This is a genomic window from Anaerobacillus sp. MEB173 (assembly GCF_052119505.1).
GTDB lineage: Bacteria > Bacillota > Bacilli > Bacillales > JBJMAU01 > JBJMAU01.
On the sequence record NZ_JBJMAU010000001.1, the window covers coordinates 736,684 to 750,515 of the forward strand.

General features: G+C 34.7%; 13 protein-coding genes. 5 read left to right on the plus strand and 8 right to left on the minus strand.

The genetic code is table 11. The features are described from left to right. The first annotated feature begins 191 nt into the window (after window positions 1-191). On the plus strand, window positions 192-1,568 hold the full coding sequence (gdhA, locus tag ACJ2A9_RS03660; protein ID WP_441420239.1) for an NADP-specific glutamate dehydrogenase: 1,377 nt from the start codon (window positions 192-194) through the stop codon (window positions 1,566-1,568). Window positions 1,569-1,685: 117 nt separating this feature from the next. Here gdhA and ACJ2A9_RS03665 read toward each other — a convergent pair whose 3' ends face one another. The 4 genes from ACJ2A9_RS03665 to ACJ2A9_RS03680 all read right to left on the minus strand — a co-directional run bounded on the left by ACJ2A9_RS03665 (window position 1,686) and on the right by ACJ2A9_RS03680 (window position 5,571). After that, entirely contained in the window at window positions 1,686-2,822 is a 1,137-nt protein-coding gene (locus ACJ2A9_RS03665) for a conserved virulence factor C family protein (protein WP_441420240.1), read from the minus strand. Between the two features lie 297 nt (window positions 2,823-3,119). Further along, window positions 3,120-3,875, minus strand: a complete 756-nt coding sequence (locus ACJ2A9_RS03670; protein WP_441420241.1) for a CsxC family protein — start codon at window positions 3,873-3,875, stop codon at window positions 3,120-3,122. A gap of 102 nt (window positions 3,876-3,977) precedes the next feature. Continuing rightward, window positions 3,978-4,829, minus strand: a complete 852-nt coding sequence (locus tag ACJ2A9_RS03675; protein ID WP_441420242.1) for a patatin-like phospholipase family protein — start codon at window positions 4,827-4,829, stop codon at window positions 3,978-3,980. A 217-nt stretch (window positions 4,830-5,046) separates the two neighbouring features. After that, window positions 5,047-5,571, minus strand: a complete 525-nt coding sequence (locus tag ACJ2A9_RS03680) for a hypothetical protein (RefSeq protein WP_441420243.1) — start codon at window positions 5,569-5,571, stop codon at window positions 5,047-5,049. A 278-nt stretch (window positions 5,572-5,849) separates the two neighbouring features. On the opposite strand from ACJ2A9_RS03680, the gene ACJ2A9_RS03685 reads away from it, so the two are divergent. Beyond that, entirely contained in the window at window positions 5,850-6,968 is a 1,119-nt protein-coding gene (locus ACJ2A9_RS03685) for an acyltransferase family protein (RefSeq protein WP_441420244.1), read from the plus strand. A 32-nt stretch (window positions 6,969-7,000) separates the two neighbouring features. Here the strand turns inward: ACJ2A9_RS03685 and ACJ2A9_RS03690 are convergent, their stop codons facing one another. Then, on the minus strand, window positions 7,001-8,071 hold the full coding sequence (locus ACJ2A9_RS03690; RefSeq protein WP_441420245.1) for a serine hydrolase domain-containing protein: 1,071 nt from the start codon (window positions 8,069-8,071) through the stop codon (window positions 7,001-7,003). Window positions 8,072-8,695: 624 nt separating this feature from the next. Between ACJ2A9_RS03690 and ACJ2A9_RS03695 the strand changes: the two genes are divergently transcribed. Further along, complete coding sequence (locus ACJ2A9_RS03695; protein WP_441420246.1) at window positions 8,696-9,226, plus strand: hypothetical protein; 531 nt, start codon at window positions 8,696-8,698, stop codon at window positions 9,224-9,226. Between the two features lie 72 nt (window positions 9,227-9,298). Here the strand turns inward: ACJ2A9_RS03695 and ACJ2A9_RS03700 are convergent, their stop codons facing one another. The 3 genes from ACJ2A9_RS03700 to ACJ2A9_RS03710 form a co-directional block, all read right to left on the minus strand. After that, complete coding sequence (locus ACJ2A9_RS03700; RefSeq protein WP_441420247.1) at window positions 9,299-10,237, minus strand: D-2-hydroxyacid dehydrogenase; 939 nt, start codon at window positions 10,235-10,237, stop codon at window positions 9,299-9,301. Between the two features lie 9 nt (window positions 10,238-10,246). Then, window positions 10,247-10,438: a hypothetical protein gene (locus ACJ2A9_RS03705; RefSeq protein WP_441420248.1), complete on the minus strand. Its 192-nt coding sequence runs from the start codon at window positions 10,436-10,438 to the stop codon at window positions 10,247-10,249. 92 nt (window positions 10,439-10,530) lie between these two features. Then, window positions 10,531-12,279, minus strand: coding sequence for an ABC transporter ATP-binding protein (locus ACJ2A9_RS03710; protein ID WP_441420249.1), 1,749 nt, complete (start codon window positions 12,277-12,279; stop codon window positions 10,531-10,533). Window positions 12,280-12,423: 144 nt separating this feature from the next. Between ACJ2A9_RS03710 and ACJ2A9_RS03715 the strand changes: the two genes are divergently transcribed. Continuing rightward, window positions 12,424-12,984: a DUF1273 domain-containing protein gene (locus ACJ2A9_RS03715; protein WP_441420398.1), complete on the plus strand. Its 561-nt coding sequence runs from the start codon at window positions 12,424-12,426 to the stop codon at window positions 12,982-12,984. A gap of 237 nt (window positions 12,985-13,221) precedes the next feature. Next, complete coding sequence (locus tag ACJ2A9_RS03720; protein ID WP_441420250.1) at window positions 13,222-13,803, plus strand: cell wall hydrolase; 582 nt, start codon at window positions 13,222-13,224, stop codon at window positions 13,801-13,803. The last annotated feature ends 29 nt before the right edge of the window (window positions 13,804-13,832 follow it).

Sequence of the window (13,832 nt, forward strand, 5' to 3'; positions counted from 1 at the left end):
CTATCCATCTCATTTCGGCATTGGTTTTATCTAATTTATATATTGTTTTCGATCAATTTTCAATTATAAAATAACAGCAGAGGTAAATTGTTAAATTTTCTACCAAATAATAACGTACAATCTTATGAATTCTGGTTAGATTTCTAATCATACACAATATATAGATATTTAAAAAAGGGAGAGAATGAACCATGACGACTTTAGTAGAGCAAAACCAATTACAAGAGGCTAAAAAGTATGTAAGCGATGTATATGAAACAGTTGTAAAACGTAACCAAGGTGAGGCAGAATTTCACCAAGCAGTAAAAGAGGTATTTGAATCGTTAATTCCAGTATTTGCGAAACATCCTAAATATATGGAGAACAGCATCCTTGAGCGTGTTGTTGAACCTGACCGAGTAATTTACTTCCGTGTTCCTTGGGTTGATGATCAAGGGAAAGTACAAGTAAACCGCGGATTCCGCGTTCAATTTAGCAGTGCAATTGGACCATACAAAGGTGGTTTAAGATTCCACCCATCGGTAAACGCAGGTATCATTAAATTTTTAGGATTCGAACAAATCTTTAAAAACTCTCTTACTGGTCAACCAATTGGCGGCGGTAAAGGCGGATCTGATTTTGATCCTAAAGGTAAATCAGACGGAGAAGTTATGCGCTTTGCACAAAGCTTTATGACTGAGCTACACAAACATATCGGACCAGATGTAGATGTTCCTGCCGGGGATATTGGTGTTGGCGGTAGAGAGATCGGTTATCTATTTGGACAATACAAAAGACTTCGTAATGCTTACGAGGCTGGTGTATTAACTGGAAAAGGCATTGGTTATGGCGGAAGTTTAGCAAGAACTGAAGCTACGGGTTATGGAACAGTGTACTTTGTAGAGGAAATGTTAAAGGATAATGGCGACAGCTTCGAAGGTAAAACTGTAGTAATTTCAGGGTCAGGAAACGTTTCAATTTATGCAATTGAAAAAGCTACTGAATTAGGTGCAAAAGTTGTTGCATGTAGTGATTCAAACGGCTATGTATATGATGAAAATGGAATTAACCTTGATACAGTTAAGAGACTGAAAGAAGTTGAAAGAAAGAGAATTAGCGAATATGTAAACGAACACCCAAGTGCAACATATCATGAAGGTTGCCGTGGTATTTGGAAAATTCCTTGTGATATCGCTCTTCCTTGTGCTACTCAAAACGAGATTGATGAAGAAGATGCAAAATTACTTGTTTCAAATGGTGTAAAAGCTATTGGTGAAGGTGCAAACATGCCATCTACACTTGAAGCAATTGATGTATTCTTAAATAATAATGTTTTATTTGCTCCTGCAAAAGCTGCAAATGCTGGTGGTGTAGCTGTTTCAGCTTTAGAAATGGCACAAAACAGCATGAGACTTGCATGGACATTTGAAGAAGTTGATGCAAAACTTCATGAAATTATGAAAAACATCTATAAAGCTAGTGTTGAAGCTGCTGAAGAATATGGCTATGCTGGTAACTTAGTTGTTGGTGCGAACATCGCAGGCTTCATTAAAGTTGCTGATGCAATGGTTGCACAAGGTGTAATCTAATTAAATAACGTTTTCAATATTGAATCTCATCCACCCCATGCCCTAATTATGGGAAAGATTCAAATTAAGAAAAAGGTGATTGTTCTTCTCAATCACCTTTTTTGTATACTTCATTATTTATTGCTGATCTTTTCTGGCATTGGTCATTTGCTGCCAAACTGAACCTGCTGCCTCTGCTCCACTTTCAATCCTCTTTAACGCCATTTTCACTTGCAAACTCACTTCAAATTCAGGGTCATTTGCTGCCTCATGTAATGCTGCAACTGCTGAATTGTCACCAACTTCATATAAAAACATTGCTGCTCTCCAGCGGACTAATTTATTGTTATCTTTTAAAGCTTCGACCATCGCAGGTATTGCTTTAGGATTTCCAATGTCAGACAAACAGTCTCCCGCAGTACGGCGAACGGTAACCGCTGGATCCTTTAGCGCTTGGTATAAATACGGCAGTACTTCTTCCAAATCAATCATGCCTAAATAGACGGTAGCTAACCGCCGAATCGATACTTTTGAATCATTCAACGCTGATGCTAATAAAGAAATATCACTTTCTTTCGGGTCCATCTTTTCTAATGCGGCATAACGTACTTTCCAATCGTCATTTTTTAACGCTGCAGCCACTTGTTCCGAAGTAATTTTTACCCGATATAAATGTTCTTCAAAATCGTCTTCAAATGCCTTTTTGACTAATGTATTTAACCGCCCGTAATCATAGGCGGCAATAATTTCTTCGGTCACTTCTTCGCCTATTTCCGCCATTTCCCCATAGCGTATACCCTGTTCTTTCCATTGCCGTTCCATAACTAAATTATTTGATGCACCTTCAGCCTTGAGCGCTGCATCAATAAAGCGTTGTCCTAGACCAAAACGTTTCTCCTCCACCCCATTATCCAACTTCACTTGCATTGGAATTCCGCGGAACATCTGAACAAAAACTTTTACTTCTCCAAAAGATTCATCATGCTCAGACTTCTCTATCGTTTGATTCGTCTTAGCCTGTTCACCAAACGCCTCGCGTACTTTTGGTAAAATAATCTGCCAATCTACCTTTGCATTCCGCTCAATAGCAATAAAATCAGCTACATGAAAAACACTTTTAACACCAGCTATTTCAAGTAAGGACCTTAAAATAGGTGGTGCCTCTGCTCTTTGTTCCTTTTTAAAGCTTTTCGTTACTTTATGTGGAAGTGTTTCGTCTAAAGTAATTTTCATTGAATTCGGACTAGGAGTTGGCTCAATTGATTTGATTTTCATAATCAACACCCCTTTTAAATTGAACTCACCTCCTATAAAGAAGAAGGCAAGAATAACTAAATGTAACTGTTTAATGATCTTAACATACATATAAAATAATCTCTAATCACACGATCATAATCTTCTTCATAAGTTATAACATAAAAATAAAGGTATTCATTCAATTTTAAACAATACTGTTTCTAAACAATCACCATCTAAAAACAGTTGAATATTAATAATTATTAGAGAGTGGCAGTAAATAAATAATGCCATCCTCAATATGGATGGCATTTCAAGTAAGTTTAACATTTTTCTTTACTTTTTCGAATCAATATTTACTTGTTGTTTTTGTAATACTTTAATCTTTACTTCAACTACCATCTTCTCTTCAATTGATGTAAATGTTCCTTCTTCAAATGGTGCATCAATTAAGTGGCCATATTGATTAAAGACTCTGCCCATTTTACGATCTAAAGCCTCATCATATTCAATAAATCGACTTGAAATTAATTGACAGAATGGAAGTTCATTGAACTCTTCCCCACTAATCTGATCAAATTGTGACAAGTCTCCTGAAAGTAAATGCTCTTTAGATGAAAAACCATCTGGCAGATCTGATTTCGTAAAGAATGTAAATTCTCTACGATCTGGTGATAAAGTAAACTTCGGTTTATTAATAAAATCTACATCTGTTACTGCTTTAAACGGGATATCAACTGTTAGTGATCGAATACTAGAAACAAGAGAACCTTTCTTACTATACTTTGGTGTTGCATACTGGATATTCTTACGGACAAATCCACTTAAGAATAGTTTGTTTGTTGGTATTAGAAGACGGCATTGAGTAATTTTAAGATTCTTTTTTATATCTTTAATCTCTAAAACTGGTTCAGGAAACTCTATCATTGAATTTAAATCAAGTTGGACAACAGTTTCAGCTAATACAACAGGAACCTTTGCAGTTGATTTACCAATTGTCACATCTGGCTCTACTGGATGATTATTCACCTTTGGAGATATTGCATTTTTTTGTTTCATAGATTTAGGCTGGCGATTATTTTTTTTATCCATCTCTTATCTTTCACCTCTTTTCTTTGTTTGTTACTAATTTATGTAACAAGTAAAAAAAAGAGTGGACGAACTCCATATGACAAATCACTATTTTTTAAAATACTACTGTTCAAGCCAGTTTACTAATCGCTTATATTGTTCCTTTGCATCCTCATAACCTAATTCATACAGTTGCTGTAATCGAATTTGATTTCGTTCTATTCGGCTCACTGGGAGATCTGCACTCGGTTGAATAAGAAATACATTCCCTTTATCTTCTTCTGCTTGAAGATGTTGTAATGTCTCGTTATATAGCATATACCGATTTTTTAGTAATAGATAAATCTTCGGATAACGCCGATAGACAAATTTTGATATAGAAGCTAGTTTACTGGCCTTCCTTCTAAATCCCTCAACTTTCGTCATAATGACGATATTTTTTCGATTTCCATCCTGCTGCGATTTCTTTATCGGTATCGGATCAATGATCCCGCCGTCAAGTAGCGTTTTTCCATCATATTCAACTTCACGCGCAATAAACGGTAAGGAACTTGAAGCACGAATAATTTTCAGCATTTGATGACCATGATCCTTTTTTGCAAAATAAGCGGGTTCTCCGGTCACACAATCGGTTGTTCCGACGATAAATTGCTCATCACTTTCTAAAAATGTTTCAAAGTCAAACTGGACGATTTTATTAGGGATTTCATCAAAAAGAAAGTCCATCCCAAATAGCTCTCTTTTCGTAAACATATTTCGATAGGACAAATAACGTGGATCACTGACAAGGTCAATGTTAACTTTCTTATTTCTTCCTCTTTGTCTAGATAAATATGAAGCAGCCATACACGCTCCTGCTGATACTCCGATCACATAAGGAAAATATATATCGTTTTCCATGAAGTATTCCAGTACTCCTGCAGTATATAGCCCTCTCATTCCACCGCCCTCTAAAACCAACCCTATATTTTCCATCACATTCCCTCTCCATAAAAAATGTCAATTCAAATAAATAATATCTCAATTTAATGTGAAATAAAACTGAGACACCTTGTATGTATTGTCAATATAAATTTTATCTCTATTTTGGATATAACGAATTAGAGGTATTAATCGGAAATTAAAGTTCTAAACCGGCTAGAACTTTAATTTATACGATAGAATTTACTTTAGATTAATAGCAATATCGAAATTATGATTCTTTTTCTAAGATTATCGGACTATTTGTTTCAATACTTTTTTCACAGACGGCTTTTAAATTTTCATAATAAGATAATAGTTTTTCTTGATGTTTCGATGCAATCATCGTTTGTTCGAGCCAAGTCAATTCATCAAGCAATCGAACTGACGATCCAAAGTATACTTTTTTGTCATTTATTTTAACAAAAAATGGTTCGTCAAAACGAAATGGCAAATAATAACCCTCTGAGTTTTCATGGATAATTAGATTTTGAAAAACAGTTTTCTTTAACAACTTCGCATAAAGAAGCAGAACATTATCATTTTTTGCAGCTGTCTTTTTTAAAGTAAGAAGAGTTTCTTTGTCTCCAAGAGCTACGCTTTCGATTTTGTTTGTCCAGTTTAGTTCTTCTCGATATTTAACTAAAAATCCCATTTGTTGCATTTTTAATTCAAGCTGTCTATATATTGTAGTCTGAGTTTTATCCTCACTAACCTTCGAAAAAGGTAATGGCTCTATATTTGCAATAATATTCAAAGTTAAAACACTCCCTTAAAAATATCCTCTGAACAATGTTCGTATAAAAATGTTGTTTTATGACTCATGGGAATCATTTATTAGACCAATTAGAAGAGAAAAATATTAAACAATTTTACATAATTTTAGATATTTATTTTTACAGTTTTTATAATAAAATACTACCATCGCAGTAATAGATTAAGAAAGACTGTTTACATTACAAATATATGATAATATGGTAATGATTACCTTTTATATGATGAGTAGACAACACGTATTTATGGGTGGGATAACAAATGAAAAATCCTTCAATGATTAATGAAATGTTTGTATTAAGAAGTATTGCCTGTTTAAGTATTGTATTCTTACACTCTATTGACATTGCGATGAGGTCACTATCAATCAGAGATCTTGGCGTATTCGCTTATCAATTTTTTGACTCACTTCAGATGTTTCTTTATTTTGGTACACCTGCTTTTATTTTTATTTCGGAGTTTATCATTGCCTATTCTTATCGCAGCAAAAAGATTCCAGACCATTTTTTAGCGAAGCGAGTAAAATACATTCTACTCCCATTTTTATTTATGGCATTCTTTTACTCGATTCCATATGCGACTTCATTTAGTGATTGGAGCATAAAGTTTTTTTTGAATGCAGTCATCGGTGATTTTCATGGTTACTTTGTACTCATCATTTTTCAATTTTACTTTGCGCATCTTATCTTTCACCGATATTTGAAAAATAACAGTCCGGTTCTTATCATTATGCTGTCATTTATTATCAATATCGCATATTTAGCCTTTTTTAACTTTACACAGCCTTGGAATATCCCTTATGCAGAATATATCTGGAATCGTTTCTATTGGGTTCTCCTATTTGGTTGGATTTTCTACTTTTCTGTCGGATATTATTGTGGTTTGTACTATGAAGCATTTATAGAGGGACTTCATAAATATAAATATATTGTCCTTCTCTTACCAATCGTCACTAGCAGTTTATTATTATTATTCTATCATTTTGATATCGTAACCATTCACAGTTCAAAGAGAGTTGATATTCTGTTCCATGCGATCGCGATCAGTTTTTTTATCTTATATATCGCTAAAAAGCTAAAGAATACTCCTCCTTTACTCATTTTAATCAGCCAGTATTCATTTGGGATCTATTTGCTTCACATGTTTTACATTTCGATCGTTGATTTTCTATTCCAACGATACGACATTTTGATTGGAGCTACGTATATTTTTGTTTTATTTTTGTTTAGTACTGTTAGTTCAATTCTAACCATTCATTATATGAACAAGTGGCAATACGGCAAGTTCTTTATCGGAAAGCTTGGGATTGGCCCTAAAACAAATTCTGCAACTAATGTTATTGTTCAGCATAAAAGTAACAAAGAACTACATTCAACGTAAACAAAGCGGATCCCTCTGGGTCCGCTTTGTCATCATGTTTCTGTTTCATTTATATCTTGTTCCTTTGCTGCAAGGATCATCGATAACAGCTGCAGTCGCTCGGCTTGGCTTACTTTTTTGTTCAAAAATTTAAACCCTGCTCGATTCGAGTTTACACGATGAACAAACACAAGATTCTTCTCAGGTATAATATCAATGGATTGTCCGTAACGACCTACTGCTGAATATAGACCTAAATCTTTATATGGCCCTTCTTCTGCCACCCACCATAATAGCCCGTATCCATACGTATTGTTTGATGGGACAGGTGCATGAAGCGTAGTGCTCGTCTTGATCCATTCTTTAGGAATAATCTGTTCACTGTTCCACATTCCATCCTGAAGATATAATTGGCCAAACCTTGCCATATCTCTCGCTGAAACTCGAAACAAATATGATGGGTGATATGAGTTACTGTCAAACTTATAAGTTGTATTACGCAAATCAAAATCTTCCATCCCTATTCGATCAGCAATCTTTTCTTTAAATTGAATAAACAGATCAGAGTTAGTTTCATGATTATAAATGGTACCAAGTACATTAAAGTCCCAATTATTATAGTAATAATAGCTGCCCGGCGAATGACTGCCTCGTTTTGGACGTGAACGTTTCATATGCAGTGATTCCTCGCCTGCCGGATGATAAACAGCAGAACGCGATGATAACAAATCATAAACAGTTGCTTGTTTTTCTTCATCGGATAACGATTGTCGATCATCGATTGATAATTCAGCTAATGTCTGTTCCAGGAATTGGTCTCCATTGTCACTTAGATCGATTCCGTATAAGGCATTAAGAAAGCTTTTTCTTACTGAGTGGGCATTCGTACTACTCGTTATATCTCCCCATGAAAAAAGAATTTTACCGTTATATATTGCTAAAGCTGCTGTTGAGTCAAGTGTTCTGTAGTATTCTTTTGCTTTATTAAGCTTTTCTGTTGACCAACCAGCCTCTTCAGGTGATTGATATTGCTCCCATGTAGTTTCTACAGTATTTTCAGATGATGTGTACGTAGCCCCAAGCAAAAGTCCAAATCCTAAAATAAATAAAAATACTTTAATCATATTTCAACACCCTTTATTCAAGCATCCTACAATATAGTATGTACACTTTCAGTACAAAGCTACTAAAACAAGCGTAACATGGATACGATCATGTTAAAATACCTAGTCCAAACTTTTTCGTGCAAAACAAATTAGCGGATTAGGAACAACCTAATCCGCACTGTACTTATTCTCACATTATTTTTACTACCCTTGCCGCGGTAAAATCTCTGCGCATCTCTTTAAAAACCTTAAATAATGAAAGCCCTACCTCTCTTTCATCCTTACAGTTCCTAGACCGCGCCAGTATAAATGAGGCTTACTAAAGTTCTACAGGACCCAGATTTCTTGATATTTCTAAAAGTAAAATATAAACGGGAATTTTATAATGAGGAAAATACTCATTTGTAGAGGAAATTTAATCTTAACATTACCAGAAGAACAAAGCAAGACATTTCTTCGCTTTCCACATATCAATGAATGATTATTTGCATTCACAACAAATATCTATTATAATATTTAACTTGTAAATAGATTATAAACTTAAACTTATTATAAATAGAATCATAAGATAGTTATAAAACGTTATTTCAACGATGTTACTCTTGGAACAATTAACTACAAAAAGTAAGGAATGAGTAAGGAATGTCAATTACAAAACTACGAACGGGCGTGGACGAAAAAAAAGACAAACATGAACTGAAACAGGAACTAGAGGAACTTGAATTTCAAGTTTTTCGAATGCAAGAAAACCTAAAAGAGATTGCAAAAAAGTGGCAAGTAATGGGGATCGATCAAACAAATGAGGAAAAATGGGTCATTGTTTATTCCTATGACGATGGTAATTTATGTAAAATTATGCTTTGTGATTGTGAAACCCCTTTTCAAGGTACGTGGGACTTTTCGATTCAAGCAACTTATTCAGACGAAAATCAAATTCATATCGGAGACATTAAAGGTGAAGAGAACAAAGGTTATGGTTCAATTTGCATGGATTACTTAAAAGAAGTAGCTTTTGAACAAAATATCCAGTATATTACAGGAGACTTAGCAAAACGAGATTGGGACCATTTAGACAGACTTGTTCACTTTTATGAAAAACATAATTTCCAAGTTGACATTGATCATAAAGACAAGTCTGGTGAAATTGTTTGGAATCCCCAATATGAAGGTTGATAACAGTTACTGTAGATATAGAGGGGCTGTCTCTATTGAGACAGCCTTTTGTACTTTTTCCTATATGAATTCTTAAAATCCCTTTTCAACATCAACAATATTTGAAAGAGATCTGTTGCCTTCTATTGCTCGCAGTGTATCGATGAAACAGTCTACAGCCTCTTGTGGTGTAGTAACTGCGGAAATATGTGGAGTAATGATAATATTGTTATGTTCCCACAACCTATTTGTCTCAGGTAATGGCTCTTCCGAAAAAACATCAAGTACTGCCTTACTTATATTCTCTTTTTCTAATGCCATCAGTAATGCATTTTCATCAATTGTCGCACCACGGCCAACATTGATTAAACAGACTTTTGATAATTGCAAAAAGAATGTTTGATCAAACAATTTATATGTTTTTTCAGTTAAAGGCAATGTGTTAATTACATAATCAACATTATGTAACTCAACTGATAATTCTTTTGCTTGCACAGGTAAAACTTTATTAAAATAATTTCTTTGTTTTCCTCGTAACGAGACACCAATCACCTCGGCTCCCATCATAGCTAACAATTTAGCAACTTGCTGGCCAATCACACCTGTACCATAGATGATTACCTTTTGGTCTTTTAATCTTTTCGGGACAAGCTCTTTCCATTTTTTCTTAGCTTGTAAATGCTCGTATTCACTGTGAAATTGCAAGTCCCTTAAAATGTAGCTTAAGCAATATTCACTTATTTTTTCACCAAACGAGCAAATCGTCCTTGTTAGCACTACATCTTCTTTCCACTGCCTATTATGCAGAAACCGATCAACTCCTGCGCCTAATGAGTGGACCCATTTTAAACTTCCAAATTCAAATTTATCAGGTGGTTGAAAAGACACTAAAGCATCCGCCCATTGCAAATCATCCTTATTTACTTCACTTTCAGAAAGATATCGAAAATTTTTATCCATTCCTTTTTTAGATAAGATTTCTTCCATTTCTTTATAAATTCTGCCTGTAATTATAATATTACTAATATCCAAAACAACAAATCACCCCTTATATATTTCACGTCTTTTCGTCATAGCACTATAAGCTTTCTCAATAATATCAGTTAGAACGTCTCCTTTGTAAACTCTGCCGAATTTTGTGTTTTGTTCATAATACTCAACAATTTCATCTAATTTTTCAGCTGTTTCTTTTGTTACCCTGACATTAAGTTGTATCCGTTGCTCTGTAGCCATTTCATTCACTCTCCAAAATTGATATCATCTGCTATCAGTATTATATCACTTCAACACTAATCGGCAAATCCCTGCAATTTTATGCAAATTATTTAAGTGTTGACAAGCATCTGTTCATCAACAAGTTTTCGATAAAGTGAATGATGCTTTAATAGATCCTGATGAATTCCTATCCCAGTAATTACGCCTTCTTCCAGAACAACAATCTGATCAGCTTCCACTACTGTTGATAGACGATGTGCAACAACAATGGTTGTTCTATTCTTCATCAATTTGTCTAAAGCCTTCTGAACAACCCGCTCTGATTCCGAATCTAAATTAGATGTGGCCTCATCAAGCAATAAAAATTGCGGGTTCCTCAGAAAAGCTCTGGCAATGGCTACCCTTTGCCGCTGTCCACCAGACAATTTAATCCCTCTTTCTCCAATTTCAGTTTCATATTGCTGTGGAAGCTTATTAATAAATGAAGCAGCATTCGCCATTTCTGCTGCCCACTTTATCTCATCTTCTGTTACATCTCTCGTTATTCCGTAACAAATATTGTCTTTAATAGTCCCTGCTAACAAAGGATTTTCTTGAGAAACATAACCTATAGTTTTACGCCAATCTTCTAAATGATAATCAGGAAGTGGTTGTCCATTTACAATAATCCTCCCTTTAAATGGGGCATAAAATCGTTCGAGCAATGAAAAGATTGTTGTTTTCCCACTTCCACTTGGTCCAACAATAGCCGTTACCTTCCCATTTGGTATTGTAAAATTTATATTATTTAAAATCACTTCTTTATCGTATGTAAAACTGACATGTTCAAAAATAATTGGATGTTGCCCGGGTATATAAGAAAGCTTCCCCTCATACTGCTCAGATCCTTCATTTAAAATCGTAAGAATGCGATCTGTTGCCCCTCTTGCTTTTTGGACATTTGTGAAGAACTCAGCAATTCGACTAAACGGAACAACAATTTGAAATAAATATAAAATAAATGCCACAAGCTCACCAGGCGTAATGTAACCATTCGACATACGAAAAACCCCGTATGCAATAATCAGGATAAAGACAATATTAAAAGTTAACCTCATTAATGGCATGAGATATGCTTGGATTTTTGATTCCTTAACACCAAAATAAAATAGCTTTTCAATATCCGCATTGCCATTTTCCTGTTCTATCTTTTCTGTTCCATATGCCTTAACTAGTCGGATTTCAGCTAATATTTGGGAAATTAACGCTGTAAAACCAGCCATTCGTTCTTGAGATGCCTTTGCTATTGCTCTCATTTTTCTTCCAATAGGAATAACAATGAGAAACATAATTGGAACCGCAAGCAACATCATGATCGTCATTTCCCAATCGATATAAAATAATATAATCACTGCACCGATAATTGCTACTATACTGGTTAGGAACGTAATCACTTGGTTAGACAGAACATTCATAATTGTTGTCGTATCATTTGTAATCCGGCTGATTGTTTCGCCCGAGCGGGTCCGGTCATAAAATGGAATCGGCAAGGTAAGGACTTTTGCCCATAAAAATTTACGTAAATTAGCAACAATTCTCTGTCCAATTAAACCTAATAAATAAATAGAAATACCTAGCGAAACAACCTGTAAAAGAAAGACAACGATTAATAGTATAATGAGTGTAAGATCTAAACTTTCTACTGTTAATATATCAATTAAATCTTTCGTGACCCAAGGAATAAATAGTCCTGCACCAGTTTGAATAAGGCTTAGAAAAAAGGCTGTAATGAAAAGAAGCCTAGGTGGTTCAGTCTTACGAATCAGCCAAAAAAACTCCTTCCATCCTCCCTTTATTTGATCACTTCTTTGTTTATCCATTGTATTCTCCTAGTTTACTTATTCATAATTTATCCATGATTATTGTTAAACATTTACAATCTTTTCATTCTCACATGAAGCAACATTCATTACTTTTCGTTCATCCTATCAATAATGATATACTAACTTTGACAAGGAGGCTATATTTTGAAACGGTTACTCGTCACTGGATACAAAGCACATGAACTCGGAGTATTTAATAAAAAACATCCTGGAATTCACTTTATAAAACAAGCACTGGAAAACCAACTAATTTCATTACTTGAAGATGGTTTGGAATGGATCATTATTTCAGGTCAGTTAGGTGTAGAAATTTGGGCTGCTGAAGTTGCTATCGAATTAAGGTTGGAATATCCACAGTTGCAACTTGCCGTTATCACACCGTTTATCGATCAAGAAAAAAATTGGAATGAAGAGAAACAAGAAGACTATCACTACATTTTAGCAGAAGCAGATTTTGTTGATAGCATTACAAAAATCCCTTATGAAGGTCCTTGGCAATTTCGAGAGAAAAATAAATTTCTATTGCGTAATTCTGATGGACTATTAATCGTTTATGATTCTGAAAAGGAAGGCTCACCTAAATATATCTATGAAGCCGCTCTTAAAGAGGTGGAATTTGAAAACTACACCTTGTTAACTATCAATTCATATGATTTACAAGTGATTGCTGAAGAGGAACAAATGAAACAATGGGATCAATAATACTACCACTTTTCACCTCCTTATTCTCAAATTATAAGGAGGGATTCTTTTATAATTTTACACACTTTTTTACACTTCAAGCTGTAATACTTTTGTAATAACCCTTCACGAGATCAAGTAGGACAAGGCTTCACCTCTTTCTTTCCAAAACTTCCCTAATGATATGACTCTAGAAAGCTGTTAGCCTAGTAAACGTATTCCCACGGGAATCAATTGGACATCTAGGAGGTTTTACAATTGAAAAAATTTATTCTTGCTTTGTCATTACTAATTTCAGCTACATTTATCGGTGAAACTGCTGAGGCTGCCACTACGCACACAGTAAAAAGCGGTGAATCTCTATGGAAAATTTCTATGAATTATGGAGTAACTGTCGATTCTATTAAAAAAGTTAACAATAGATATCATAATGAAATCTATCCTGGTGAACATCTGAAAGTTCCAAAAGCATTAACAGCGTATGAAAAAGATTTATTAGCTAGACTCGTAACTGCTGAAGCAAAAGGGGAACCGTATGCTGGTCAAGTTGCGGTTGCTGTCGTCGTGTTAAATCGAGTTGATAGTAATCTGTTCCCAAATACGGTACATGGTGTTATTCATGAAGTATCGAATGGTCACCATGCTTTTTCACCAGTTAAAAATGGTATGATTAATCAACCAGCAACAGCATCAGCCAAAAAAGCTGTTGAAGAAGCAATTGCATTTCGAGGACAAGGAAATGGTTCATTATTCTTCTATAACCCTGCAACAGCGACGAATAACTGGAATGCTACTAGACAAAAAACAGTAACGATTGGAAATCATGTATTTTCAAAATAACGAAGAAGGATGTCTCATAAGCGTAACTT

Bases quoted from the DNA above. Each gene is read 5' to 3' on its own strand.
- ACJ2A9_RS03675 (WP_441420242.1), bottom strand. From the start codon at position 4,829: ATGGAAAATATAGGGTTGGTTTTAGAGGGCGGTGGAATGAGAGGGCTA.
- ACJ2A9_RS03710 (WP_441420249.1), bottom strand. From the start codon at position 12,279: ATGGATAAACAAAGAAGTGATCAAATAAAGGGAGGATGGAAGGAGTTT.
- ACJ2A9_RS03690 (WP_441420245.1), bottom strand. From the start codon at position 8,071: ATGATTAAAGTATTTTTATTTATTTTAGGATTTGGACTTTTGCTTGGG.
- ACJ2A9_RS03665 (WP_441420240.1), bottom strand. From the start codon at position 2,822: ATGAAAATCAAATCAATTGAGCCAACTCCTAGTCCGAATTCAATGAAA.
- gdhA (WP_441420239.1), top strand. From the start codon at position 192: ATGACGACTTTAGTAGAGCAAAACCAATTACAAGAGGCTAAAAAGTAT.
- ACJ2A9_RS03705 (WP_441420248.1), bottom strand. From the start codon at position 10,438: ATGGCTACAGAGCAACGGATACAACTTAATGTCAGGGTAACAAAAGAA.
- ACJ2A9_RS03695 (WP_441420246.1), top strand. From the start codon at position 8,696: ATGTCAATTACAAAACTACGAACGGGCGTGGACGAAAAAAAAGACAAA.
- ACJ2A9_RS03670 (WP_441420241.1), bottom strand. From the start codon at position 3,875: ATGGATAAAAAAAATAATCGCCAGCCTAAATCTATGAAACAAAAAAAT.
- ACJ2A9_RS03685 (WP_441420244.1), top strand. From the start codon at position 5,850: ATGAAAAATCCTTCAATGATTAATGAAATGTTTGTATTAAGAAGTATT.